The sequence below is a fragment of the Pseudonocardia sp. TMWB2A genome (assembly GCF_017312135.1).
The window spans coordinates 1710650-1736303 of sequence record NZ_QKQY01000002.1; the positions used below are offsets into that span (position 1 = coordinate 1710650).

At 73.1% G+C, this 25654-nt stretch carries 23 protein-coding genes; 3 read left to right on the plus strand and 20 right to left on the minus strand.

Annotated features, from left to right (window positions below; translation table 11 throughout):
• Positions 1 to 55: 55 nt before the first annotated feature.
• Positions 56 to 1408, minus strand: coding sequence for a sunset domain-containing protein (locus DMP17_RS22590; protein WP_337830520.1), 1353 nt, complete (start codon positions 1406 to 1408; stop codon positions 56 to 58).
• Positions 1409 to 1551: 143 nt separating this feature from the next.
• Between DMP17_RS22590 and rarD the strand changes: the two genes are divergently transcribed.
• Positions 1552 to 2493: an EamA family transporter RarD gene (gene rarD / locus DMP17_RS22595; protein ID WP_337830521.1), complete on the plus strand. Its 942-nt coding sequence runs from the start codon at positions 1552 to 1554 to the stop codon at positions 2491 to 2493.
• On the opposite strand, the gene DMP17_RS22600 is transcribed toward rarD, so the two are convergent.
• The 18 genes from DMP17_RS22600 to DMP17_RS22685 form a co-directional block, all read right to left on the minus strand.
• Positions 2469 to 3446 (minus strand): polyprenyl synthetase family protein, encoded by a 978-nt coding sequence (locus DMP17_RS22600; RefSeq protein WP_062403804.1) that lies wholly within the window; start codon positions 3444 to 3446, stop codon positions 2469 to 2471. The two genes, rarD and DMP17_RS22600, sit on opposite strands and share 25 nt — an antisense overlap.
• A gap of 48 nt (positions 3447 to 3494) precedes the next feature.
• Positions 3495 to 5108, minus strand: a complete 1614-nt coding sequence (nuoN, locus tag DMP17_RS22605; RefSeq protein WP_226353893.1) for an NADH-quinone oxidoreductase subunit NuoN — start codon at positions 5106 to 5108, stop codon at positions 3495 to 3497.
• Positions 5105 to 6760, minus strand: a complete 1656-nt coding sequence (locus DMP17_RS22610; RefSeq protein WP_226353894.1) for an NADH-quinone oxidoreductase subunit M — start codon at positions 6758 to 6760, stop codon at positions 5105 to 5107. The genes nuoN and DMP17_RS22610 overlap by 4 nt, the downstream gene beginning before the upstream one ends.
• Positions 6757 to 8709, minus strand: coding sequence for an NADH-quinone oxidoreductase subunit L (gene nuoL / locus DMP17_RS22615; RefSeq protein ID WP_443217967.1), 1953 nt, complete (start codon positions 8707 to 8709; stop codon positions 6757 to 6759). The genes DMP17_RS22610 and nuoL overlap by 4 nt, the downstream gene beginning before the upstream one ends.
• Before the next feature lie 7 nt (positions 8710 to 8716).
• Positions 8717 to 9016 carry an NADH-quinone oxidoreductase subunit NuoK gene (gene nuoK / locus DMP17_RS22620; RefSeq protein WP_060710483.1) on the minus strand — a complete coding sequence of 100 codons (300 nt, stop codon included), beginning with the start codon at positions 9014 to 9016 and terminating at the stop codon, positions 8717 to 8719.
• Positions 9013 to 9864: an NADH-quinone oxidoreductase subunit J gene (locus DMP17_RS22625; RefSeq protein WP_226353896.1), complete on the minus strand. Its 852-nt coding sequence runs from the start codon at positions 9862 to 9864 to the stop codon at positions 9013 to 9015. The genes nuoK and DMP17_RS22625 overlap by 4 nt, the downstream gene beginning before the upstream one ends.
• Positions 9861 to 10400 carry an NADH-quinone oxidoreductase subunit NuoI gene (gene nuoI, locus DMP17_RS22630; RefSeq protein ID WP_020623091.1) on the minus strand — a complete coding sequence of 180 codons (540 nt, stop codon included), beginning with the start codon at positions 10398 to 10400 and terminating at the stop codon, positions 9861 to 9863. The genes DMP17_RS22625 and nuoI overlap by 4 nt, the downstream gene beginning before the upstream one ends.
• Positions 10401 to 11645 carry an NADH-quinone oxidoreductase subunit NuoH gene (gene nuoH, locus DMP17_RS22635; RefSeq protein WP_226353903.1) on the minus strand — a complete coding sequence of 415 codons (1245 nt, stop codon included), beginning with the start codon at positions 11643 to 11645 and terminating at the stop codon, positions 10401 to 10403.
• A gap of 35 nt (positions 11646 to 11680) precedes the next feature.
• The gene (locus DMP17_RS22640) at positions 11681 to 14122 is read right to left on the minus strand and encodes an NADH-quinone oxidoreductase subunit G (RefSeq protein WP_337830523.1); all 2442 of its coding nucleotides are present in this window, start codon (positions 14120 to 14122) and stop codon (positions 11681 to 11683) included.
• The gene (gene nuoF, locus DMP17_RS22645; protein ID WP_226353905.1) at positions 14119 to 15468 is read right to left on the minus strand and encodes an NADH-quinone oxidoreductase subunit NuoF; all 1350 of its coding nucleotides are present in this window, start codon (positions 15466 to 15468) and stop codon (positions 14119 to 14121) included. The genes DMP17_RS22640 and nuoF overlap by 4 nt, the downstream gene beginning before the upstream one ends.
• Positions 15469 to 15472: 4 nt before the next feature.
• A complete protein-coding gene (gene nuoE / locus DMP17_RS22650) occupies positions 15473 to 16240 on the minus strand; it encodes an NADH-quinone oxidoreductase subunit NuoE (RefSeq protein ID WP_178375939.1) in 768 nt (255 codons plus the stop codon).
• A complete protein-coding gene (locus tag DMP17_RS22655) occupies positions 16237 to 17592 on the minus strand; it encodes an NADH-quinone oxidoreductase subunit D (protein WP_226353906.1) in 1356 nt (451 codons plus the stop codon). The genes nuoE and DMP17_RS22655 overlap by 4 nt, the downstream gene beginning before the upstream one ends.
• A complete protein-coding gene (locus DMP17_RS22660; RefSeq protein ID WP_374203807.1) occupies positions 17589 to 18323 on the minus strand; it encodes an NADH-quinone oxidoreductase subunit C in 735 nt (244 codons plus the stop codon). Before DMP17_RS22660 ends, DMP17_RS22655 begins: the two co-directional genes overlap by 4 nt.
• Positions 18324 to 18445: 122 nt before the next feature.
• The gene (locus DMP17_RS22665; RefSeq protein ID WP_308016847.1) at positions 18446 to 19153 is read right to left on the minus strand and encodes a NuoB/complex I 20 kDa subunit family protein; all 708 of its coding nucleotides are present in this window, start codon (positions 19151 to 19153) and stop codon (positions 18446 to 18448) included.
• 7 nt (positions 19154 to 19160) lie between these two features.
• Positions 19161 to 19526, minus strand: coding sequence for an NADH-quinone oxidoreductase subunit A (locus DMP17_RS22670; protein ID WP_062397987.1), 366 nt, complete (start codon positions 19524 to 19526; stop codon positions 19161 to 19163).
• A 691-nt stretch (positions 19527 to 20217) separates the two neighbouring features.
• A complete protein-coding gene (locus DMP17_RS22675) occupies positions 20218 to 20910 on the minus strand; it encodes a demethylmenaquinone methyltransferase (protein WP_337830524.1) in 693 nt (230 codons plus the stop codon).
• A gap of 29 nt (positions 20911 to 20939) precedes the next feature.
• Positions 20940 to 21527, minus strand: coding sequence for a hypothetical protein (locus DMP17_RS22680; protein WP_226353907.1), 588 nt, complete (start codon positions 21525 to 21527; stop codon positions 20940 to 20942).
• 67 nt (positions 21528 to 21594) lie between these two features.
• Positions 21595 to 22755 carry a glycosyltransferase family 4 protein gene (locus DMP17_RS22685; RefSeq protein WP_337830525.1) on the minus strand — a complete coding sequence of 387 codons (1161 nt, stop codon included), beginning with the start codon at positions 22753 to 22755 and terminating at the stop codon, positions 21595 to 21597.
• 167 nt (positions 22756 to 22922) lie between these two features.
• On the opposite strand from DMP17_RS22685, the gene DMP17_RS22690 reads away from it, so the two are divergent.
• Positions 22923 to 23765, plus strand: coding sequence for an inositol monophosphatase family protein (locus tag DMP17_RS22690; RefSeq protein ID WP_226353909.1), 843 nt, complete (start codon positions 22923 to 22925; stop codon positions 23763 to 23765).
• Positions 23766 to 23782: 17 nt separating this feature from the next.
• Here the strand turns inward: DMP17_RS22690 and DMP17_RS22695 are convergent, their stop codons facing one another.
• Complete coding sequence (locus tag DMP17_RS22695) at positions 23783 to 24277, minus strand: DUF3592 domain-containing protein (RefSeq protein WP_208818959.1); 495 nt, start codon at positions 24275 to 24277, stop codon at positions 23783 to 23785.
• A 96-nt stretch (positions 24278 to 24373) separates the two neighbouring features.
• On the opposite strand from DMP17_RS22695, the gene DMP17_RS22700 reads away from it, so the two are divergent.
• The gene (locus DMP17_RS22700; protein WP_337830526.1) at positions 24374 to 25630 is read left to right on the plus strand and encodes an isochorismate synthase; all 1257 of its coding nucleotides are present in this window, start codon (positions 24374 to 24376) and stop codon (positions 25628 to 25630) included.
• The last annotated feature ends 24 nt before the right edge of the window (positions 25631 to 25654 follow it).

The window sequence follows — 25654 nt, forward strand, 5'->3', positions numbered from 1 at the left end:
CGGCCCCGGTACTCCTCGGAGTACCGGAGCCGTCGTGTGTCCGGGGGTGGCGGCCTCAGCGGGCCCCGGGACGTTCGTGCCACGCGATGAACCCGGCCGCCCGTGCGGCGCCCTCCGCGGTGAAGTACAGGTCCGCGCGGGTGCGGACGTAGTACGGCGACTCCGGCGGGTGGAACCGCCGCGACCCGCTGTGCACCTTCACCCGGTGCGTCTCGGGCGGGTCGCCGCCGTCGGTGGGTGCGAGCACCGAGTCCGGGTACGGGCCGGGACGCACGCCCGGGGGCAGCGGCGCGGACGCCGCGGACGGGCCGATGATCCGGGAGTCGAGCGCCGCCAGCGCCGAGCCACCGGCGCCCTGTCGCGGCCGCGACGGGATCGGCAGCGGTGCGGGCGGACCGTCGTCGGCCGGCGCCGGGCCCGGCTCGGGCAGCGGGGCCGGTTCGACATCGTCGCGCAGGGCGTGGCGACCGGCCGGCTCGCCGTCCTCGGCCGGTCCGTCCTGCGGCGCGGGGTCGCTCTCGGGGCGCGGGAGGGGGACCGCGGGGGCCGTGGCGCCGTCCGCGGTCGCGGCGGCGCCGCCCGGCCCGCCCGGAGCCGGGACGGGGTCGGCCGCGCCCTCATCAGCCGGAGCGTCGTGGGCCGCGCCGACCTGGGCCACGCCGTCGTGGGCCGCGCTGTCGTGGACCGCGCTGTCGTGGACCGCGCTGTCGTGGACCGCACCGTCCGGGGCTGTGCCGTCGTGAGCCGCACCGTCCGGAGCTGTGCCGTCGTGGACCGCACCGTCCGGAGCTGTGCCGTCGTGGACCGCACCGTCCGGGGCCGCGCCGTCGTGGACCGCACCGTCCTGGGACAGGGCGACGGCACCGCCGGTCGTGGGCCTGTCGGCGCCGCCCGGACCGGTCCCGCCCGCGGTGACGCCGTCCCCGTCGGCTCCGTCTCCGTCGGCACCGCGACCCGACACCTCCGGACCGGACCCGTCCGGGGCCGTCGCCGTGGCTCCGGGCGCGACGTCCGCCGGCCGGGTCCCGGGCGCCGGGTCGGCCCCCGTCCCGCCGGCCGGCCCGTGCCCGCCCGGTGCATCGCCGGTCCCGGTGGGCCCGCCCGCGGTCGCCCCGGGGCCGGACCACTCCCCCGCACCGTCCGCCGGGGAGGGCGGCGCTGCGACGTCCGGCGACGGCGTGTGCGCCCCGGCCGCCGCGGCGGAGGGGTCGACCACCCCCGCGGTGTCGAACAGCCCCACGGTCCCGGGGTCGCGCCCCGGGCCCGGCCCGTCGGGCACCTCAGCCGTGTCGGGCGTCCCCGTGGCCTCCGGACCGCCCTCGACGGTCCCCCCGCGGCGACGGGACACCAGTACCCCCGCCGCCACCAGAACCACGAGCACCGCCAGCAGTACCCACATCCAGCCCATGCCGGACCTCCGTCCGCCCGGGACCGTCCCGGACCGCTGTCGCCGTGCTTGGTATCACGGATCGTGCCCGCCCCGCCGTCGTCTCGCGCGGGAGCACACCCGTACCGGATCATCGTGCCCTTGACCGACCACCCGAAGCGACCATGACCACCGCCCGTTCCCCCGAACGAACCACACCCGAACGGAGTGAGCGGAATCCCGCCGGGCTCACCGCGGGCGTCGGCGCGTACGTCCTGTGGGGCCTGTTCCCGGCGTTCTGGCCGCTGCTGGACCCCGCGGCGCCGCTGGAGGTGCTCGCCCACCGCGTGCTGTGGACCGCGGTGCTGATGTCGCTGGTGCTGACCGTGCTGCGCGGCTGGGGCGACGTGCGCGGGCTCGGTGTCCGCGGATGGCTCGCGACGGCCGCCGCCGCAGTGTTCATCGCGGTGAACTGGGGCCTGTTCATCTGGGGCGTGTCGGTGGGGCTGGTCGTCGAGTCCGCGCTCGGCTACTACATGACCCCGCTGGTCGGGGTGCTGTTCGGCGTCCTCGTCCTGCGGGAGCGGCTGCGGCCCGCGCAGTGGGTGGCGCTGGGGCTGGCGGCGACGGCCGTCGTCGTCATCGCCGTCGGGAACGGCACGGTGCCGTGGCTGTCGATGGCACTGGCCTGCTCGTTCGGGATCTACGGGCTGTTCAAGGCGACCGCGCCGCTGCCCGCCGCGGCCGGGCTGACCGCGGAGGGCCTCGTGCTCGTCGTGCCGGCCGCGGTGTTCCTGGTCGTCCTGCAGCTCTCCGGCGGCGGCACGTTCACCGGGCACGGCCCGTGGCACCTGCTGCTCATGCTGTCCGCGGGCCCGGCGACGGCGCTGCCGCTGCTGCTCTACGGCTCCGCGGCGCGACGGCTGCCGCTCACGACCCTCGGGGTGCTGCTCTACATCAACCCCACGCTGCAGTTCCTGTGGGGCGTGCTGGTGGTCGGGCAGACGATGTCCCCGGCCCGCTGGGCCGGGTTCGCCCTCGTCTGGCTGGCGCTGGTGGTGTTCACCGTCGACCTGCTGCGACGGCGACGCCCACCGGCGCCTCAGCCCACCCGCTCCACCGTGTAGTCGGTCAGCGTCCGCAGCGCCTCGATCGCCGGGCACGGCGGCAGCACTGCCAGCTCGGCGCGCGCCCGGTCGGCGTACCCGGCGACGGTCTCCCGGGCCTTGACCAGCGCGTCACCGGAGCGGAGCAGCTCCAGCGCCTCGGCCACCTCGTCGTCGTCGCTGATCGGGGCGGCCAGCAGCTGCCGCAGCCTGCGCGCGTCGGCGGAGTCGTCGCCGTCGCGCAGGGCGTAGAGCATCGGCAGGGTGTGCACGCCCTCGCGCAGGTCGGTGCCGGGCGTCTTGCCCGAGTCGTCCGACGGCGACGCGATGTCGATGATGTCGTCGGAGATCTGGAAGGCCGCCCCGATGACCTCGCCGAAGGTCCGCAGCGCCTCGACGTGCTCGGCCGGTGCGCCGGAGAACATGCCGCCGTAGCGGCCCGAGGTCGCGATGAGCGACCCGGTCTTCTCCGCGACCACCCGCAGGTAGTGCTGCACCGGGTCGTCGGACGCCTTGGGGCCGCGGGTCTCGCGCATCTGACCGGTCACGAGCAGTGCGAACGTCTCGGCGATGATCCGCACCGCGTCCGGGCCCAGGTCGGCGACCAGCCGCGACGCGTGCGCGAACAGGAAGTCCCCGGTCAGGATCGCGATCGAGTTGTCCCAGCGCGAGTTCGCGGACTCCGCGCCCCGCCGCATGGACGCCTCGTCCATCACGTCGTCGTGGTACAGCGTCGCCAGGTGGATCAGCTCCACCACGGCGGCCGCCGTGATCACCTCGTCGCGTTCGGGATGCGGTCCCACCTGCGCCGCGAGCAGCGTGAACAGCGGACGGAACCGCTTGCCCCCCGCGTCGATCAGGTGCAACGAGGTCTCGGTGACGAACTCGTAGTCGCTGTGCACCTCGCGGTGCAGCAGGTCCTCGACCCGCTTGAGCCCGTCAGCGGTGGCCTCGGCCAGGACCGGATCGGCCATCCGGATCCCGGCCACACTCTGTGTCTCCACCCCCACAGCCTACGAACGTCAGCCCGAGAACGCGCCGCTGGCGGCCCATTCGAGGACGGGTGTGGGAAGAATCCCGAGAACGAGGGTCGCCAGCGTGCCCAGAGTGATGGCCACGGTGGTGAACGCCCCGGGCACGACGACGGCCGGACCGTCCTCGGCGGGCTCCCGGAAGTACATGAGCACCACGATGCGCAGGTAGAAGAACGCGGCCACCGCGGACGCGACCAGCGCGATCACCACCAGCGGCACCATGCCGTCCGCCGACGCCGCCGAGAACACCGCGAACTTGGCGGTGAACCCGCTGGTCAGCGGGATGCCGGCGAGCGCGAGCAGCAGGAACGTCATGATCCCGGCGACGAGCGGCGACCGCTTCGCCAGGCCCGCCCAGGCCGCCAGGTCCGAGGCCTCGCCGTCGCCGGTGCGGACCAGCGAGATGATCCCGAAGACCGCGACCGTCGTGAAGCCGTAGGCCAGCAGGTAGAACAGCAGCCCGGACGTGCCCTGCGGGGTCAGCGCCATCGCGCCGAGCAGGATGAACCCGGCGTGGGCGATCGAGGAGTAGGCGATCATGCGCTTCACGTCGGTCTGGGTGAGCCCCAGCACCGCGCCGACGACCATCGAGACGACCGCGACGACCCACAGCACGCCGCGCCACTCCCAGACGGTGCTGCCGAAGCCGACGTAGAGCACCCGGGCGATCGCGCCGAACGCGGCGACCTTCGTGCAGGCCGCCATGAACGCCGTGACCGGCGTCGGGGCGCCCTGGTAGACGTCCGGGGTCCAGGTGTGGAACGGGGCGACCGAGCCCTTGAACAGCAGCCCCACCAGCAGCAACGCCAAGCCCGCGAACAGCAGCGTGTCCGACGCCAGGGTGCCCGCGGCGGCCTGGGAGATCGCCGAGAGCCGCACCGAGCCGGCGTAGCCGTAGAGCAGCGCGATGCCGTAGAGGAAGAACGCCGAGCCGAACGCGCCGAGCAGGAAGTACTTGACCGCGGACTCCTGCGACAGCAGCCGGCGGCGCCGCGCCAGCCCGCACATCAGGTACAGCGGCAGCGACAGGACCTCGAGCGCGATGAACATCGTCAGCAGGTCGTTCGCCGCGACGAACGCCATCATGCCGCCGAGCGCGAACAGCACGAACGGGAACGGCTCGGTCTGCATCGTCGGCGTCTCGTCGGGCGCCCCGTAGGAGCGGTCGACGTGCTCGCCGCCGGCCGGGGTGGCCGGGCCGCCGCCGGAGCGGACCGCGGCCCGCTCGGCGGCCGAGGCGACGAACACCCCGCCCGGCTCCACCGACCGGTCCGCGATCAGCAGCAGGCTGGGGATCGCGAGGACGATCAGCGTGCCCCACAGGAACAGCGAGGGCGCGTCCACCGACAGCGCGGTGCCGAAGGTCAGCACCGCCGCCGGGGACCCGAGCGCGTACCCGGCCAGCGCGACGAGCGCCGCGACCAGGGTCAGCCCGGTCAGCACGACCTGGACGGGCCAGCGCTGGTGCCGCGGGAGGAACGCCTCCAGCAGCACCGACACGCAGGCACCCGCGAACACGATCCACAGCGGCGCGGTGGCCGCCCAGTCGACCGCGGGCATCTCGATCGGAGCCACCTGGGCGGGGAGAACCAACGAGCTCATCGAGCGATCCCTCCAGCGACGACCGGGTCGGGCAGGCCGAGCTCGGTCATCGTCGCCGTCACCGACGGGTTGATCAGGTCGAGCACCGGGCCCGGGTAGAAGCCGAGCACCACGATCGCGACGATCAGCGGCACGAGCACGCCGATCTCACGACCCGTGAGGTCGGGGAAGCCGGAGCCCTTGCGCTGCGCGGCGACCGCCGGGTCGATCATCGACCCCGGGCCGCCCGCGCCACCGCGCTCCAGCGCCGCCATGACCGCGGTGCCGCGCACCGGGCCCTGCATCGTGCGCTGGTAGAACCACAGCACGTAGAGCGCGGCGAAGATGATGCCGATCGTCGCGATCACGGTGAACACCGGCCGGTTCGGGAACGAGCCGACCAGCACCAGGAACTCCGAGACGAACGAGTTCGTGCCGGGCAGCGCCAGCGAGCTCATCCCGGCCAGCAGCAGGCAGCCCGCCATCACCGGGGCGAGCTTCGCGACGCCGCCGTAGTCGGCGATCCGGCGCGAGCCGCCGCGGCTGATCAGCACGCCGACCATGACGAACAGCATGCCGGTCGAGAGACCGTGGTTGACCATGTAGAGCGTCGCGCCGGCGAAGGCCTGCGAGGAGAACGCGAACACCCCGAGCGCGATGAAGCCGAAGTGCGCCACCGAGGTGTAGGCGACGAACCGGCCCATGTCGGTCTGGGCGACCGCGAGCAGCGCGGCGTAGACGATCCCGGCGACGGCGAGCACCAGCACCAGCGGCGCCAGGGTCTGCGACGCCTGCGGGAACAGCGGCAGCAGGTACCGCAGGAAGCCGTAGGTGCCGACCTTGTCCAGCACGCCGACCAGCAGCACCGCGCCGACGATCGGGGCCTCGGCACCGGCGTCGGGCAGCCAGGTGTGGAACGGCACCAGCGGCGCCTTGATCGCGAACGCGACGAAGAAGCCGAGGAACAGCCAGATCTGGGTCGACTCCGGCACGCTCGACGCCATCGCCTGCAGGTCGGCCCAGGTGAACGTGCCCTGGCCCAGCTGCTGCTCGCTGACCACGAACAGCCCGATCAGCGACGCCAGCATGATGAGGCCGCCGAGCAGCGAGTACAGGAAGAACTTGACCGCCGCGTACTGCCGGCGCGGCCCGCCGAAGCGGCCGATCAGGAAGTACATCGGGACCAGCATGGCCTCGAAGAACACGTAGAACAGGAAGACGTCGGTGGCGGCGAAGACGCCGACCAGCGTCGCCTGGGTCGCCAGCAGCAGCGCGAAGTACCCGGCGGCCGAGCGGCCCTCGGGCAGCTTCTCCGCCCACGCGAACAGCATCAGGCCGGGTACCAGGAACGCGGTGAGCCCGATCAGCGCCAGCGCGATGCCGTCGACGCCGAACGCGATGTGCGTGCCGAACGCGGGGATCCAGGACATCGAGAACTCGAGCTGGAACCGGGCGCCGGCCTGCGCCGCGGGGATGGAGTAGAGCGCCCACGCGACGACGACGAGCACCAGCTCCAGCAGCGCCGTCGCCATCGCGACCGCCTTCGCGAGCCCGGTGTTGGCGCGCAGCGGGTACATGACCAGCGCGCCGACGACCGGCACCAGCAGCAGGACGATCAGGAACGGGTTGCCCCCGGAGCCGGGGACGATGGGAGCCGTGTCCAGGGGGGTCATGAGACGAACCTCACCGCCAGCATCGCGGCGACGACGATGACCGCCCCGCCGAGCATCGAGAGTGCGTAGGACCGGACGAAGCCGGTCTGGAGCCGGCGTAGGCGGCTGGAACCGCCGCCGAACGCCGACGCGGTGCCGTTGACGGCCCCGTCGATCCCGCGGTCGTCGAACCAGGCGAGCGCCCGCGTGAGGACGATGCCGGGCCGCTCGATGAACGCCTCGTTGAAGGCGTTCGCGCCGAGGTCGGCACGGGCCGCGGCGACGACCGGCGACACCCGCTGCGGGCGCTCCACCGGCACCGGGGAGCGGCCGACGAACAGGTAGCCCGCCAGCACGCCGAGCAGCGAGACCCCGACCACCAGCCACGGGATCACCGCGTGCGGCAGGGCGCCGCCCTCGAGCTCGAGGCGCTCCCCCACGACCGGGGCGAGCCACTCCGGGATCATCCCGTAGAGCACGCCGCCGCCGAAGACGGAGCCGACCGCCAGCACGATCATCGGGACGGTCATCGTCGCCGGGGACTCGTGCGGGTGGTAGTCGCGGCCGTCGGTGGACTGCACCGTGCGCCAGCGCTCCGCGCCGAAGAACGTCATGATCATCAGGCGGGTCATGTAGAAGGCGGTGAGACCGGCCGCGAGCGTCGCGAGCCCGCCGAACACCCAGCCCTGCCAGCCCTCCTGGGCGAACGCGGCCTCGATGATCGCGTCCTTGGAGAAGTAGCCGGACAGGAACGGGAAGCCGATCAGCGCGAGGTAGCCGAGGCCGAAGGTCACGAAGGTGACCGGCATCTTCCGCCACAGGCCGCCGAAGCGGCGCATGTCGACGTCGTCGTTCATGGCGTGCATGACCGAACCGGCGCCGAGGAAGAGCCCGGCCTTGAAGAAGCCGTGCGTCAGCAGGTGCAGGATGCCCAGCGCGTAGCCGGCCGGCCCGAGCCCGACGGCGAGGATCATGTAGCCGATCTGGCTGACCGTGGAGTAGGCCAGGACCTTCTTGATGTCGTCGTAGGCGCAGCCGATGATCGCGCCGATCATCAGCGTGATGACACCGATGATCGCGACGACCAGCCGTCCGGTCTCGGACAGGTTGTAGATCGGCGAGGCCCGGGCGATGAGGTAGACGCCCGCGGTGACCATCGTGGCCGCGTGGATCAGGGCCGAGACCGGGGTCGGGCCCTCCATCGCGTCCGGGAGCCAGGACTGCAGCGGGAACTGGCCGGACTTGCCGCAGGCACCGAGCAGGAGCAGCAGCGTGATCGCGAGGACCGTGCCGCCGCCGACCTCGCCGATGCGGGCGAAGACCTCGGTGTACTGCAGGGTCCCGAGCTCCAGCCAGAGCAGGAAGATCGCGATCGCCAGGCCGACGTCGCCGACCCGGTTCATCAGGAACGCCTTCTTCGCCGCCGTCGCCGCGGAGGGCCGGTCCTGGTAGAAGCCGATCAGCAGGTACGACGCCAGACCGACGCCCTCCCAGCCGAGGTAGAGCATCACGAAGTTGTTGCCGAGGACCAGCACCAGCATCGCGGCGACGAACAGGTTCAGCTGCGCGAAGAACCGCCGCCGGTTCGGGTCGTGGCTCATGTAGCCCACCGAGTAGAGGTGGATGAGCGCGCCGACCCCGGTGATCAGCAGGACGAACGTCAGCGACAGCGTGTCGATCCGGAGCCCGAAGTCGACCTCCAGCGCACCGGAGGACATCCAGGACCACAGCGACTGCTCGCGCAGCCGCTCGTCGGCGGGCAGGCCGAGGGTCTGCAGGAATATCGTCACACCGACGACGAACGCGCCGACGACGGTCGCGACGCCGAGCCAGTGGCCCCAGGCGTCGGCCCGCCGTCCGGCGAGGAAGAGCACGAGTGCACCGGCCGCGGGGAGCGCGATCAGCAACCAGGCCAGCGAGGCGGCGCCGGTCGCCTGCGGGGCGGCCTGTGCGAGAAGGACGGTCACCAGCGCGCTCCTAGTACTTCAAGAGGTTCGCGTCGTCCACCGACGACGACTGGCGGGTGCGGAAGATGGCCGTGATGATCGCGAGCCCGACGACGACCTCGCAGGCCGCGACGACCATCACGAACAGGGCCATCACCTGGCCGTCGAGGTTGCCGTTGATGCGCGAGAACGTGACCAGGGTCAGGTTCACCGCGTTCAGCATGAGCTCGATGCACATGAACACGACCACGGCGTTGCGCCGCACCAGGACGCCGACGGCGCCGATGGTGAACAGCAGCGCCGAAAGCAGCAGGTAGTACTCGGGCCTCATCGGTGCTCCCCGGTGTCGGCGGCCTCACCGGAGGCGGCGGTCCGGTCGGGTGCGGGGCGGCCGGTCAGCGCGTGCGCGTCCGGCGTCGTCGTGTCCGGCACGTCGACCGCGACCGACTCGATGATCTCCGACAGCGACTCCGGGGCGATCGAGCCGTCGGGCAGGATCGCCGGGACCGCGACCGAGTTCGCCGTCGCGTAGACGCCGGGGCCGGGCAGCGGGGAGATGCGGGCGTGCTCGCCGCGCAGCCGCTTCAGCACCGTCGCGCGCTGGCCGATCTTGGTGTGCTGGCTGCTCTGCGAGCCGGACAGCACCATCGCGCCGAGCGCGGCGACCATCAGCAGGGCCGCGGTCAGCTCGAACGCCAGCAGGTAGTCGGTGAAGATCAGCCGGCCGAGGCCGGGGACGTTGCCGTTCCACCCGAGCCCGCCCTGCGCCAGCCCCGCGGGGGTGACGCTGGTCAGGCCGCGGGCGAGCCCGCCGACCAGCAGCGCGGCCAGCGCGACGCCGAACACCAGCGCCGCGGCCCGCTGCCCGCGCAGCACCTCGATCACCGAGTCCTTGGAGTCCCGTCCGACCAGCATGAGGACGAACAGGAACAGCATCATCACGGCGCCGGTGTAGACGATGATCTGCACGAACCCGAGGAACGGGGCGGACTGCACGATGTACAGCACCGCGATCGAGAACATCGTCAGGACCAGCAGCAGCGCGGCGTGCACCGCGTGCCGGGCGAAGACCAGGCCGAGCGCGCCGGCCAGCGCCACCGGTCCGAGGATCCAGAACGCGACCGCCTCGCCGGTGCTCACCTCGCCCGCGGCCTGGGCGAGCACCGCGGTGGTGCTCATCGCGCCTGCTCCTTGGTCTGGTCCTGCGCGCTGACCTTCGCGAGCGTCGGGCCGGAGACGTAGTAGTCCTGCTCGTCCTCCCCGAGGCGCATCGGGTGCGGCGGCTGCTCCATGCCCGGCAGCAGCGGGGCCATCAGCTGCTCCTTGGTGTAGATGAGGTCCTGCCGGTTGTCGTCGGCCAGCTCGTAGAAGTTCGTCATCGTGAGCGAGCGCGTCGGGCAGGCCTCGATGCACAGGCCGCAGCCGATGCACCGCAGGTAGTTGATCTGGTAGATCGCGCCGTAGCGCTCACCGGGCGAGTACCGCGCCTCCTCGGTGTTGTCCCCGCCCTCGACGTAGATGGCGTCGGCCGGGCAGGCCCAGGCGCACAGCTCGCAGCCGACGCACTTCTCCAGCCCGTCCGGGTGCCGGTTGAGCTGGTGGCGCCCGTGGTAGCGCGGCGCGGCGGGCGGGAAGTCCTCGGGGTACTCCTCGGTGACGACCTTCTTGAACATCGTCGAGAAGGTGACGCCGAATCCCTTGAAGAAGTCGAACATCTAGCGCGCGTCCTTTCCGGCCGTGACGGCCTTCCGACGCTTCGGGGGTGAGTCGGGGACCACCAGGTCCAGCGGCGGGACGGGGTAGTCCGACGCCGGTTCGACCGGTGGCGCCTCGGTCTGCCGGTCGGGCAGCAGGAACGCCACCGCCAGGACGACGGCGAGCGCGAACCCGATCAGCGACAGCAGCAGCACGTAGTTGTCCGAGCCGGTGTTGACGAAGGCCCGGATGCCGAAGATCGCGACGATCCAGACCAGCATGACCGGGACCAGGACCTTCCAGCCCAGCTTCATGAACTGGTCGTAGCGGAACCGCGGCAGCGTCCCGCGCAGCCAGATGAACACGAACAGGAACAGCAGCACCTTGATGATGAAGGCGAGGAACTGCATCCAGCCGTACTCGTTGAGGAAGCTCAGCGGCCACGGCCACATGCCGCCGCCGAGGAACAGCGTCACCGCCATCGCCGAGACGGTGACCATGTTCACGTACTCGGCGAGGAAGAACAGCGCGAACTTCAGCGACGAGTACTCGGTGTGGAACCCGCCGACCAGCTCCGACTCGGCCTCGGGGAGGTCGAACGGGGCCCGGTTGGTCTCGCCGACCATCGCGATCACGAAGACCACGAAGCTCGGCAGCAGGAGCCAGAAGTACCAGCCCGACGCCTGCGCCCCGACGATCGTCGCGGTGGACAGCGAGCCGGAGTAGAGGACGACGCCGACGACGGCCAGACCCAGCGCGATCTCGTAGGAGATGACCTGGGCGGCCGAGCGCAGCGCGCCGAGCAGCGAGTACGGCGAGCCCGAGGCCCAGCCGCCGAGCACGATGCCGTAGACGCCGATCGAGGAGCAGGCCAGCACGACGAGCACGCCGACCGGGACGTCGACGAGCTGGAGCACCGTCTGCTCGCCGAAGATCGTGACCTCGCCGCCGAACGGGATGACGGAGAAGGCGACGAACGCCGGGATCGTCGAGATGACCGGGGCGATGAAGTAGACCTTCTTGTCGGCCATCGCCGGCATGATGTCTTCCTTGAACGCCAGCTTCAGACCGTCGGCGAGGCTCTGGAGCCAGCCGCCGGGGCCGGTCCGGTTCGGGCCCGGACGGTGCTGCATCCGGCCGACGACCTTGCGCTCCCAGTTGATCATGAACAGGGTCAGCACGACGCCGAGCGCGAACAGCCCGACGACCTTGATCAGGATCAGCCAGATCGGGTCGTCGGCGAGCAGCGCCTGGGTGTGCGTCAGCTGGTCCACCGGGGTGGGCGGGACCTGGGACAGGTTCACGACGCGCTTCCGTTCCCGGCCGGACCGACCGTCACGAGGTCACCGTGGCCCACCCCGAGCGTGGGGCGGACGTGCGAGCCGGGCGAGCAGGTCGGCAGCCAGACGACGCCGTCGGGCAGGTCGGTCAGCGCGACCGGCAGGGTGATCGCCCCGCGGTCGGTGCGGACCGTCGCCTCGGCGCCCTCGACCAGCGCGAGCCGCTCCGCGGTGGCCGCGTTGACCTTGACGTAGGGCCGCCGTGCCGTGCCGGCGAGCGCGGGCTCGTCGATCTGGAGGCTGCCGTCGTCGATCATCTGGCGCGAGGTGGCGAGGACCGCCTGGCCGTAGCCGGGACGCCGGGCCTGGCCCGCCGTGTGGTCCGGTGCGACGCCGCCGGCGCGGCGCGAGCCGAGCCGCTCCAGCTCCCCGGCCGCGGCGGCCGGGGTCTGGGTGAACAGGTCCGCGTCCATCTCGACGCCGAGGGTGTCGAGCACCCGGCAGTCCGGGAGCACGCCGGTCGCGTCGAGTGCGACGCCGAACTCGCGGCGGCGGCCCTCCCAGTTGACGTAGGCACCGGAGCGCTGGGCGTCCGGGGCGACCGGGAGGACGACGTCGGCGAGCTCGGTGACCGCCGAGGTGTGGATCTCCAGGCTGACCAGGAAGCCGACCTCGCGCAGCGCGGTGATCGCGGCCGTCGGGTCGGCCATGTCCTGCGGGTCGACCCCGCCGACCACGAGCGCGGCCAGCTCACCGGACGCGGCGGCGGCGAGGATCGCGTCGCCGTCGCGGCCCGGGGCGGACGGGACGGGGGCGCCCCAGACCTGCTCCAGCTCGGCGCGGGCGGCGGCGTCGGTGACGAGCCGGCCGCCGGGCAGCAGGGTGGGCAGCGCGCCCGCCTCGACCGCACCGCGGTCCCCGGCCCGGCGCGGCAGCCAGCCGATCGCCGCACCGGTGCGGGCGGCGAGCGCGGACACCGCCGAGTACAGGCCCGGCGACTCCGCGGCCCGGTCCCCGACCAGGATCACCGCGCCCGGCTGCTCCAGCGCGGCGACGACGTCGGCGCCCGGGTCGGCGACGACCGCGGCCTCCGCGCCGGGCACCGCGTGCAGCACGGTGGCGCCGGTCTTCTCGGCGCCGTAGCTGGTGAACGGGCCGACCTGGAAATGGCGCAGCCCGCGCTTGCGGTACGCCTTGCGCAGGCGCAGGAAGACGATGCCCGACTCCTCCTCGGGGTCGGTGCCGACGGTGAGCACCGCGGGGGCGTTCTCGACCGCCGTGAAGGTCACCGAGTCCTGAGGCGTTCCGCCGGCGACGTGTGCGGCGAGGAACTCCAGCTCCTCGCCCGAGTGCGGGCGGGCGCGGAAGTCGATGTCGTTGGTGCCGGCGACGACGCGGGCGAACTTGGCGTAGGCGTAGGCGTCCTCGACGGTCAGCCGTCCCCCGGGCAGGACGCCGATGCCGCCGGCCGCGCGGGCCGCGAGCAGCCCCTCCGCGGCGACGGCGAGCGCCTCGGTCCAGGAGGCCTCCTCCAGCGTGCCGTCCGCGCGCCGGACCAGCGGCCGGGTGATGCGGCCCTGGCTACCGGTGTAGCGGAAGGCGAACCGGCCCTTGTCGCAGAGCCACTCCTCGTTGACCTCCGGGTCGTTGCCCGCCAGCCGGCGCAGCACGGTCCCGCGACGGGAGTCGGTGCGCGAGGCGCAGCCGGAGCTGCAGTGCTCGCACACGCCCGGGGTCGAGCGCAGGTCGAACGGGCGCGACCGGAACCGGTACGCGGCGCTGGTCAGCGCCCCGACCGGGCAGATCTGGATCGTGTTGCCGGAGAAGTAGGACTGGAACGGCTGGTCCTCGGCGATGCCGATCTGCTGCTTCGCCCCGCGCTCGAGCAGGTCGATGAACGGGTCGCCGGCGATCTCCTCGGAGAACCGGGTGCAGCGCTGGCAGAGGACGCAGCGCTCGCGGTCGAGCAGCACCTGGCTGGAGATCGGCAGCGGCTTCGGGAAGGTCCGCTTGGTCTCGACGAAGCGGGAGTCCGACCGGCCGTGCGCCATCGCCTGGTTCTGCAGCGGGCACTCGCCGCCCTTGTCGCAGATCGGGCAGTCCAGCGGGTGGTTGATGAGCAGCAGCTCCATCACACCCTGCTGCGCCTTGTCGGCCCGCCCGGAGGTGTGCTGGGTCTTCACCACCATCCCGTCGGCGACGGTCATGGTGCAGCTGGCCTGCGGCTTCGGCATCGGCCGGCCGCCCATCTCCACCTCGACCAGGCACTGGCGGCAGGCGCCGGCCGGGTCGAGGAGCGGGTGGTCGCAGAACCGCGGGATCACGATGCCGAGGCGCTCGCAGGTGCGGATCAGCAGCTCGCCCTTGGGGGCGTCGACGACCTGGCCGTCGATGGTGAGGCGGACGTGGCCCTCGGGGACGGGTGTCTCCTCGGTGGCGTTCCGCTCCGGTGTGAGGGTCATGCGCTCGCTCCGGTCAGTGCGGCCAGCTGCTCCGGGCGGTCCACATCGGGCTGTTCCGCGATGAGGTCCAGGAACTCCTGGCGGAAGTACTTGATGGCGCTGGTGATGGGGCTCGTCGCGCCGTCGCCGAGGGCGCAGAAGGAGCGGCCGAGGATGTTGTCGCAGACGTCGATCAGGGTGTCGATGTCGGTCGAGGTGCCCTCGCCGCGCACCATCCGCTGCAGCACCTGGACCAGCCAGTACGTGCCCTCGCGGCACGGGGTGCACTTGCCGCAGCTCTCGTGCTTGTAGAACTCGGTCCACTTCATGACCGCCCACGGCACCGAGACGGTCTCGTTGAAGACCTGCACCGCGGTCGTCCCCAGCATGGAGCCGGCCTCGGCGGCGCCCTCGAAGTCCAGCGGGACGTCGAGGTGCTCGGCGGTGAACAGCGGCGTCGACGAGCCGCCCGGGGTCCAGAACTTCAGCGGGATCCCGTCCTTCATCCCGCCGGCGAGCTCCAGGAGCTCCCGCAGCGTGATGCCCAGCGGGGCCTCGTACTGGCCGGGACGCTCAACGTGCCCGGAGACCGAGTAGATCTTCGGGCCGGGCGACTTCTCGCGCCCCATCGAGCGGAACCAGGCCGCACCGCCGTTGACGATGGCGGGGACGCTGGCGATGGTCTCGACGTTGTTGACGACGGTCGGGCAGGCGTAGAGCCCGGCGGTCGCCGGGAACGGCGGCTTGAGCCGGGGCTGACCGCGACGGCCCTCGAGCGAGTCGAGCAGCGCCGTCTCCTCGCCGCAGATGTAGGCGCCCGCACCGGCGTGCACCACGATCTCCAGGTCGAAACCGGAGCCGAGGATGTCGCGGCCGAGGTAGCCCTTCGCCTTCGCCTCGCGGACGGCGGCGCGCAGCCTGCGGATGCAGTGCAGCGCCTCACCGCGGACGTAGATCGCGCAGAAGTTCGCGCGGATCGCGTAGCTGGTGACGATGCAGCCCTCGATGAGCGAGTGCGGGTCGGCCATCATCGTCGGGATGTCCTTGCAGGTACCCGGCTCGCCCTCGTCGGCGTTGATGACCAGGTACTTCGGCTTCGCGCCGGGGCCCGTGCCGCTGCCGTCGTCCTGCGGGATGAACCCCCACTTCATGCCGGTGGGGAACCCGGCACCGCCGCGGCCGCGCAGCCCGGAGTCCTTCACCAGCTGGATGAGCTGGTCGGGGTGGGCGGCGAACGCGGTGCGCAGGGAGGTGTAGCCCTCCAGCTGCTCGTAGGTGTCGATCGACCAGGACCGCGGCGACAGCCAGCGCTTGGTCAGGACGGGCGTGATCGGGTCCGGCTTGCGCACAGGCTCTGTGGTGCTCATGCGATCACTTCTTCTCCGGTAGCGCGGGCATCGCCGGCGGCTCGTCGGGCAGCGCCGGGGCGGTCCAGCCGTTCTCCTCGGCCATCCGGGCCCCGCGCACCGACTCGATCGCACCGGACGGGCCCTCGACGCGGGCCGTCGTGTCGACGGTCGCGGCGTCGTCGGTGAACCCGGCCAGCTCCAGCTCGACGGTCCGCAGGTCGGTCAGCGGCGCCCCGCGGGTCGGCTGCGGGCGCTCCCCGCGACGCAGGGCGTCGACGAGCTCCACCGCGGACTCGACGGTCTGGTTGTCGAAGTACTCGTAGTTGACCTGCAGCACCGGGGCGAGGTCGCAGGCCGCGAGGCACTCGGCGTGCTCGAGGGTGACCGAGCCGGTGCTGCCGGGCTCCCCCGCCGTCTCCTCGTGGCCCAGCGGACGGTCCTCGGTGCCCAGCTGCGTGCGCAGGCGGGCGTAGATGTCGTCGCCGCCCAACGCCGCGCACAGCGTGTTGGTGCACACGCTGACCAGGTGCTCACCGCACGGGGTGCGCTTGTACATCGTGTAGAACGTCGCGACCGCCGACACCTCGGCGGTGGTCAGCTCCAGCGCCTCCGCGCAGTAGCGGATGCCGTCGGGGCTGACGTACCCCTCGACCGACTGGACCAGGTGCAGCAGCGGCAGCAGCGCCGACCGGGACTCCGGGTAGAGGGAGATGATCTCCGTCGTGCGCTGCCGGGTCAGCTCGTCGAACACCGGCGAGACGGGGCTCTTCTCCTGCGGGGGGACCGTCATCGGTCGCAACCTCCCATCACGGGATCGATCGAGGCGACGGCCGCGATGACGTCGGCGACCTGGCCGCCCTCGCTCATCGCGGGCATCGTCTGCAGGTTCACGAAGCTGGGGTCCCGGACGTGGATGCGGACCGGGCGGGTGCCGCCGTCGGACACGGCGTGCACCGCGAGCTCCCCGCGCGGGGACTCGACGGCCGCGTAGGCCTGCCCCGGCGGGACGTGGAAGCCCTCGGTGACCAGCTTGAAGTGGTGGATCAGCGACTCCATCGACTGACCCATGATCTTGCGGACGTGCTCGAGGGTGTTGCCCATGCCGTCGCTGCCGACCGACAGCTGCGCCGGCCAGGCGACCTTCGGGTCGTCGACCATGACGCGGCCCGGGCCGAGCTCGTCGAGCTTGGTCACCGCCTGCTCCATGATCTTGAGCGACTCGTGGATCTCGGCGACGCGCATCCGGTAGCGGGCGAAGCAGTCGGCCTCGGTGGCCGTCGGGACCTCGAAGTCGTACTGGTCGTAGACCGAGTACGGCATGTGCTTGCGCAGGTCCCAGGCCAGCCCCGCCGAGCGCAGGATCGGGCCGGACGCGCCGAGGGCCAGGCAGCCGTCGACGGGCAGGTAGCCGACGCCCTCCAGGCGCTGCTTCCAGATCGGCTGCCCGGTGAGCAGCCGGTCGTAGTCCGGCAGCCGGGAGTTCATGACCTTGAGGAAGTCGCGGACCTTCTCCTGCCAGCCCTCGGGCATGTCCTGGGCGAGGCCGCCGGGCCGGATGAACGCGTGGTTCATCCGCAGGCCGGTGAGGAACTCCAGCAGGTGGAGCACCTCCTCGCGCTCGCGGAAGCCGGAGGTCATACCGGTCAGCGCGCCCAGCTCCATGCCGCCGGTCGCCAGCGCGACCAGGTGCGAGCCGATCCGGTTCAGCTCCCAGAGCAGCACCCGCAGGTGCTCGGCCCGCTGCGGGACCTCGACGCCCAGCAGCTTCTCGACGGCCATGCAGTAGGCGCCCTCGTTGAACAGCGGGGACAGGTAGTCCGCGCGGGTCACGAAGGTGACACCCTGGGTCCAGGTCCGGTACTCGCAGTTCTTCTCGATACCGGTGTGCAGGTAGCCGATGACCGCGCGGCCCTGGGTGACGGTCTCGCCCTCCAGCTCCAGGACCAGGCGCAGCACCCCGTGCGTCGACGGGTGCTGCGGGCCCATATTGATGACGATGCGGTCGTCGTGCTCGGCCTCGAGCAGGTCGTCCCAGTCGCCGCCGGTGACGGTGTAGACCGTGCCCTCGGTGGTCTCCCGGCCGGGCGCGGCGTACGGGTCGGTGGTGGCGTCGGCGGTGGTGGGGTCGGCGTCAGTCGTCACGAGTAGGCCCTCCGCTCATCGGGCGGGGGGATCTCCGCGCCCTTGTACTCCACGGGGATGCCGCCCAGCGGGTAGCTCTTGCGCTGGGGGTGGCCGTCCCAGTCGTCCGGCATGAGGATCCGGGTCAGCGCCGGGTGGCCGTCGAAGACGACGCCGTACATGTCCCAGGTCTCGCGCTCGTGCCAGTCGGCCGTCGGGTAGACGTCGACGACGCTCATGACGTGCGGGTTCTCGATGTCGAGCGCGACCTCCAGGCGCACCCGGCGCCGGTAGGTCATCGACAGCAGGTGGTAGACGACGTGCAGCGGCCGGTCGACCGGAGCGCCGTCCGGCGCCGAGTAGTCCACACCGGACACGCCGGAGCAGAACTCGAAGCGCAGGCCCGGGTCGTCGCGCAGGGTGCGGGCGACCTCGTGCAGCCGGGCGGGCTCGACGTAGAGGGTCATCTCGTCGCGGTCGATCGTGACCTGCTCGATCGCGGCGCGCGGGACGCCGCGCTCGTCGAGGGCCGCGCCGAGCTCGTCGGCGAACTCGTCGAACCAGCCGCCGAAGGGCCGCTCGGCCGGGGCCGGGGCCCAGCCCTGCAGGCGCAGGCCGCCGTAGCCGGAGGTGTCGCCGGAGCCGCGGACGCCGAACATGCCCGAGCGCGTACGGGTCTCGGTCATCTTCTGCGCGGGGCGGGCGCCGCCCAGCGCGTCGGAGGGGGTGGCCGCGTCCTCGGGAGCGGCCAGGTCGCCGGGGGCCTCGCCGCCCGCCGCCCGCTGCTCCTCGGCCGCGGCGCCGCTCTCCTGCGACGACGAGTGCGCGCCGCCGGTGGGCTCGGCCCCGTCCTTGGAGGTGCCGGTCGGCTCGGTCACTTCGCGTCACCTCCGCGGGCGGCGTCGGCCAGCGACGGCAGCTCCAGGGTCTCCCCCGGCGCGAGCGCGTTCGGGGCCGGCTTGGGCTGCGAGCCCGGCTCCAGGTAGTTCGGGACGTCCGGGGTGTGCGTGGTCTTCAGCGCCCCGAGCTGCTTGTGCTTCGGCGCGTACTTGACCGACGAGGGCACCATCGGCGTCCGGTACCCGGACTCGGCGAGCTCGGCGGCCCGCTTCGGGCCGAGCGGCTCGTCCATGATCTTGGCGTGGATCTTGAGGATCGCGTCGATCAGCATCTCCGGCCGCGGCGGGCAGCCGGGCAGGTACATGTCGACCGGGACGACGTGGTCCACGCCCTGGACGATCGCGTAGTTGTTGAACATGCCGCCGGAGCTGGCGCACACGCCCATGGCGAGCACCCAGCGCGGCTCGGGCATCTGGTCGTAGATCTGGCGCAGGACCGGCGCCATCTTGTTGCTCACGCGGCCCGCGACGATCATCAGGTCCGCCTGGCGCGGCGAGGCCCGGAAGACCTCCATGCCGAACCGGGCGAGGTCGTAGCGCGGGGCGCCGGTGGTCATCATCTCGATGGCGCAGCAGGCCAGGCCGAACGTGGCAGGCCAGAGCGACGACTTCCGGGTCCAGTTGACCAGTTTCTCGACGTTGGTCAGCAGGACGCCGCTGGGCAGGTTCTCCTCGAGTCCCATGACGGCCTCAGCTCCACTCGAGCCCGCCGCGACGCCATTCATAGGCGTACGCGAAGGCGATCGTGGCGATGTAGAGCGTGATGGCCACGAACCCGAAGACGCCGACCGCATCGGCGACGACGGCGTACGGGTACATGAACACCAGCTCGATGTCGAACAGGATGAACAGCATCGCCGTGAGGTAGTAGGCGACCGGCACGCGACCGCCGCCGACGACCGGCTGCGGCGAGGGCTCGATACCGCACTCGTAGGAGTCCAGCTTGGCCCGGTTGAACCGGCGCGGACCGATCAACGGCGCGGAGGCGACCGAGAACACCGCGAAGCCCGCCGCCAACACGAACAGCAGGACGAGCGGGAGATAGGGATCGAGCATTCCTACACCTTCGTTGTCGCGGCGCCACCGTCGTTGGTGGTGATCGACGAGCCGGTCGCGGCGACCCTATGTCCGGTCCCCTGTGACCAAGAACCCAGGCGAGCCTTACCTGTGACGGGGTACGGGTCACATGTGATCCGCATCCGCGCAGGTCGGCGCGCTCCGGGTCGCGCGTCTCCCACCACCCTTGTGAAAAAGTTCACGAACTGCGCGAGCAGTGTAGGACGACACCGCCGTGATCGCGTGGGCGGATCGGGCGATGGCGCGGGACTCCTTGCGGCGCAACGCCCTTCGACGCGGGGTCAGTGGGTGGTGACGGCCGGTGCGCGATCCGCGGGCCGGCGGGGCCGCACCGGGCCGACCGCTGCGCCGCTGATCGCCGCGCGCCTCGCCGCATGGCAGGGGGACGCCATCCCGGGCCCTCCCTGCTCTGAACTCGCTTACCCGGTAAGCGGATTCGCCCGACCGGGGCCCTGACCGCGCGGAGACCCTTCACCGTGTGAAGGGTTCTGCAGCGGAGTGGGCCCGCTGTGGGGGCGCGAGCCGGTGCACGGACAACCGCCCGGCCGCCACCGCGACCACCCGTGCACAGCGCGCCCGGCTCCGTCACGACGTCGGCCCCCTGTGCCGCAGGCCCCTCCGCAGGGCCCGTCCACGAGGAACGGGGCCGGGCAGGGCAGGGCGGCGGGGCTCAGGCCGGCTTGTACGCCCGGTGCAGCGCGACGGCGCCGAAGGTCAGGTTCCGCCAGGCGGGGTGCTCCCAGCCGGCGTCGGCGATCTTCCCGGCGAGTGCGGGCTGGTCGGGCCAGTCCCGGATCGACTCGGCCAGGTACAGGTAGGCCTCGGGGTTCGAGGAGACCGTCCGGGCGATCGCCGGGAGGGCGTGGCCGAGCACCGCGTTCTGGTAGAGCACGCGGAAGGGAGCCCAGGTCGGCGTCGAGAACTCGCAGACGACCAGGCGGCCGCCGGGGCGGGTCACGCGGGCCATCTCGCGCAGGCCGGCGACGGTGTCGTTCACGTTGCGCAGGCCGAAGGAGATGGTGACGGCGTCGAAGCTGCCGTCGGCGAAGGGCAGGTGCAGCGCGTCGGCGGCGGCCTTCGGGACGTCGCGGCGGGCGCCCGCACGCAGCATGCCGAGGGAGAAGTCCGCGGCGACGCACCAGGCGCCGTCCTTCGCCAGCTCGACGGTCGAGACCGCGGTGCCCGCGGCGAGGTCGAGGACCTTCTCGCCGGGGCGCAGGCCGAGGGCCCGGCGGGTCTGGATCCGCCAGTAGCGGTCCTGGCCGCCCGACAGCGCGGTGTTGGTCAGGTCGTAGCGCCGGGCGACGCCGTCGAACATGCGGGCGACGTCGGTCGGGTTCTTGTCGAGCTCGGCGCGGGACACGGGCACAGCCTACCGACCCGGCCGCCGCCTCACCGCTGCCCGAACTGCTGCCCGAACTGCTCGCGCAGCACCTCACGCAGGCCGCTCAGGTAGTCGGCGCGGACCCGGGCGGCGACGCCCGCCCACTCGGCCGACGGCGTGCTGACGCCGTTGCCGTCACCGGTGAAGGCGCCCATGCCGTGCAGGGCGATCCAGCGGTGGTCGTAGTCGTGCGGCGCCGCCCGGTCCCAGGCGACGGCGCGGATCGCGGCCCGGCGGACCCGGGCCGGGTCGGCGAAGGCCCAGCGGTTCACCGGCTCACCGAACCGGTCGCGCAGCACGGCCAGCGCCTGGGCGGCGGTGGTGTCGGTGCAGCGGCAGGCGTCGTAGCGGGCCCGCAGCTGGCCCGCGTAGAACCAGCGGGCGGCCTCGGGCATCGCGCCGTCGGCGACGAGGTTCTCCGACAGCGCGAACAGCACCGGCGGCATCTGCCGGTGCGGGGCGTCGAGGACCTCGGCGCGGGCGGCGGCACGGACCGCGGGCGCGGGGTCGAGCAGCCGGGACATCAGGCGGACGGTGGCGGAGGTGTCGACCGTGGCGAGCTCACCACGGGGCGCGACGACGACGGTGCGACTCATGGGTCCACCGTCGCCGCCGGGCCGCGGTCATGGATCCGCACGACTACGGAGCCCGCCCGGCCTCGGGTCAGGCCGCGACGCGCTCCGGGGCCGCGGCGCGGAGCACGTCGCCGTAGTGGGCGAGCAGCTCGTCGCCGACCGCGGTCCAGGTGCGGCGCAGCACCGACTGGCGGGCGGCCAGGCCGAACTCCCGGTTGCGCTGCGGCTCGCACAGCGCGGCGACCGCCCCGACCAGCTCGCGGTCGGCGGCATCGGTGGCCGGGTCGCCGGGCTCCCCGCCGTCGGGGCGGGGCGCCACGAGGTAGCCGGTGCGGTCGGGCAGCACGAGGTCGCGCGGGCCGCCCGCGTCGGGCGCGACCACCGGGACGCCCGAGGCGAGTGCCTCCTGCACGGCCTGGCAGAACGTCTCGGCCTGCCCGGTGTGGACGAACACGTCGAGGCTGGCGTAGATCTGCGCGAGCTCGTCGCCGCCGCGGTGCCCGAGGAACGCCGCCGAGGGCAGCCGCTCGCGCAGCCCGTCGGCGCTGGGGCCGTCGCCGACGACGACCAGCCGCGTCCCGGGCAGCTCCCCCAGCACGGCGAGCCGCTCGACCTGCTTCTCCGGGGCGAGGCGGCCGACGAAGCCGACGAGCCGCTCGCCGTTCGGGGCGAGCTGTCGTCGCAGTGCGTCGCTGCGCTTGGACGGGGTGAACCGGCGGGTGTCGACGCCGCGCGCCCACTGGTGCACCCGCGGGACGCCGCGCTCGCGCAAGGCCCCGGTCGCCCAGCTCGACGGCGCGAGGGTCCGGTCGGCCATGCCGTGCAGCCGGCAGGTCCAGCGCCACGCGGCCCGTGCGGTCAGCCCGAGCCCGTACGCGGAGGCGAACCCGGCGACGTCGGTCTGGTAGATCGCGACCGTCGGCACGCCGAGGCGCCGCGCCGCCGCCAGCCCCCGCGCCCCGACGACGAACGGCGCCGCCAGGTGCACCACGTCCGGCCGGAACCGGCGCAGTGCGGTCAGGATCCGCCTGCTGGGCACCCCGACCGGCATCGAGTTCACCACCGGCAGCTCGACGGCCGGGATCCGGACGACCGGGATCCCCTCGTGGGAGTCCGGCTCCCCGGTGCCCGGCGCGATCACCACGACGTCGTGACCCCCTGCCCGCAGGTGCTCGCACACCCGCAGCACCGAGTTGGTGACGCCGTTGACCACCGGCAGGAAGCATTCCGAGACGATTGCGACGCGCACGGCCGGAACGGTGACGGGGGCGGGACAGCGGGCCGGGTCCCTGGCGTGATCAACCACCCAACCCTGGGCGAACATCGGGTGGGCGGGTCACGAGTTGGCACGTCCGGCACAAGGTGGACACCCGCGCGTCGTCGCCGGGACATCACCCGCCCGGACACTCGGGTCGCATGACGGCCGTGCCCCACACCCCGCCACACGCGGCGCCGCCCCCGGTGCCGTCCCCCCGGCCGGTGGACCCGGCGCTGCTCTCCCGCGCGCTCGAGACCGCGGGCCGGCTGGCCAACGACGCCGCCGAGGTGATCACCGCGACGCTGGGTCGCGAGCACACCGGATCGCTCGACGCGTCGGCCAAGGCCAACCCGTTCGACTGGGTCACCGACACCGACCGCACCCTGGAGCGGCACACCCGCCGGGTGCTGGCCGCGGAGTTCCCCGGCTGCCCGGTCGTCGGCGAGGAGTTCGGCGCCGACGCCGGTGCCGACACCGCACCGCTGCGCTGGGTCGTCGACCCGGTCGACGGCACCGCGAACTATGTCGCGGGCCTGCCCTGGTGCGCCTACAGCCTGGCCCTGGTCGACGGCGACGGCCCGGCCGTGGGCGTCGTCGCCGACCCGGGCCGCGGGCAGATCTACGCCGCCGCCCGCGGGCGCGGCTTCCGGGCCAACGGCGTGCCGGTGCCGTCGCGGCGCACCGCCCGGGTCGCCGGGTCGCTGATCTGCGCCGAGGACCCCGACCCCGGGTTCGTCGAGCGCGCCCGCGCCGCGCACGTCGGCGTGCGGGTGCTCGGCTCGGCCGCGCTGGCGATCACCCAGGTCGCGCTGGGCAACGCCGTCGCCGCGGTGCTGACCCGCTACCACGAGTGGGACGTCGCCGGGGCGCTCTGCCTGGCCACCGAGGCCGGCGCGCTGGTGCTGGGCCGCGACGGCCGGTCGACGCCGCTGCCCGAGGGCGGGCTGCTCGTCGCCGCACCGCAGGTCGCCGCCGAGGTCGGGGCGCTCTGGCGGGGCTGAGCCCGGTGCGGGCGCCGTCAGACGGTGCCGGTGCGGGCCCGGCGGCGGCGCAGCCACACGTACAGCGGCCCGAGGAGCACCCAGCCGCCCGCGATCAGCCCGGCGACCGGGAGGATCCCGTCGACGGCGGTGCGGCCCGCGACGCGCACGTGCGTCGGGTCGGCCGTGTCGTACTCGACGTAGATGTTCTCGCCCGGGGTGAGCCCGACCGGGTAGGAGATGCCCGCGGCCGGGGTCTGCAGCCGGCCCTCGTCGTCGACGAAGCTGACCAGGGTGCGCCAGTAGTCCGAGCCGTCGAGGACGGTCGCGGCGGTGGTGCCGCGGTTGCCGTCGATCGCCGCGTCCTCCAGGAACGCACCCCCCAGCGCCACCAGCGCGACCAGCGTCCACGCCAGCGCGACGGCCAGGACGATCTCGGGCAAGTGGTACCGCGTCCGGCCGATGAGCCGGGCCGCGACGGCCGAGGTCTCGGTCAGCACATCGCCGGTGGGACGGCCGCTCGGACTGGTCACGGGACCCGATTCTAGGAGCGCTCCGGCACCCGGGTGTGTCCGGTGCCTCCCACCCTGGCGCCCGCCCCCGCGGAGGAAGTTGCCTACTCTCGAAGGGTGACCGTCGCACCGGCCAGCACCGCGTTGCGCGTCCGGACACGCCCGCTGCGACTCGACGGGCGGCTGCTGGACGTGCTGCCCGCCGACGCCGGGGCGCTGTCCTGGGTGCGCGACGGCGAGGGCGTGGTCGCCTGGGGCGAGGTCGCGCGGTTCACCGCGTCGGGACCCGAGCGCTTCGCCGAGGCCGAACGCTGGTGGCGCCGCGTGGTCGACCGGCTCGACGCCGGCGCCGGCTACGACGACGTCCGCCTCCCCGGCACCGGCGCCCTCGCGTTCGCCTCGTTCACCTTCGCCGACGGCTGCCCGGGCTCGGTGCTCGTCGTGCCGCGGGTGATCGTCGGGCGGCGCGGGCACCGCGCCTGGATCACCGAGATCAGCCCCGCCGACGCCCCGGAGACCCCGGGCAGGCTGCCGGTCCCGTCGCCGGTGCGCCCCAGCGGACGGCTGCGCTACGCCGACGGCCAGGTCTCCGCGCACCGGTACCGGGCCGCCGTCGCCGCGGCGGTCGGGCGGATGCGCGACGGGGAGCTGGAGAAGGTGGTGCTCGCGCACGACCTGCTCGCCGTCGCCGACCGCCCGCTGGACCCCCGGTTCCTGCTCCGCGGCCTCGCCCGGCGCTACCCGACGTGCTGGAGCTACGCCGTCGACGGCCTGGTCGGCGCCACCCCCGAGCTGCTGCTGCGGCTGCGCGGGCGGACCGTGGAGTCGCGGGTGCTGGCGGGCACGATGTGGCCCGGCTCCGGACCGGACGCCGACACCGCGGGCGCGCTGATCGGCTCGTCGAAGGACCGCCGCGAGCACGCCTACGCCGTGGACTCCCTCGCCGCGTCGCTGCGCCCGCTGGTGGCCGAGCTGCACGTGCCGGACGCACCGTCGGTGCTGACCCTGCCGAACGTGTCGCACCTGTCCAGCGACGTGCACGCCCGTCTCGACCCGGCCCGGCCCGCGTCGCTGCTGACGCTGATCGGCGCGGTGCACCCGACGGCCGCCGTCGGCGGCACCCCGACCCCGGACGCGACGGCACTGATCTCCGAGATCGAGGGTCTCGACCGCGGCCGCTACGCGGGCCCGGTCGGCTGGGTCGACGCCGAGGGCGCGGGCGAGATGGGCATCGCGCTGCGCTGCGCCGAGCTGCAGGGACGCACGGCGCGGCTGTTCGCCGGGTGCGGGATCGTCGCCGACTCCGAGCCCGACGGCGAGGTGCGCGAGGCCGCCGCCAAGATGCGCGCGGTCCGCGAGTCCCTGGAGGGCTGAGCCCGGCACGGTCCGGTGTCCCGT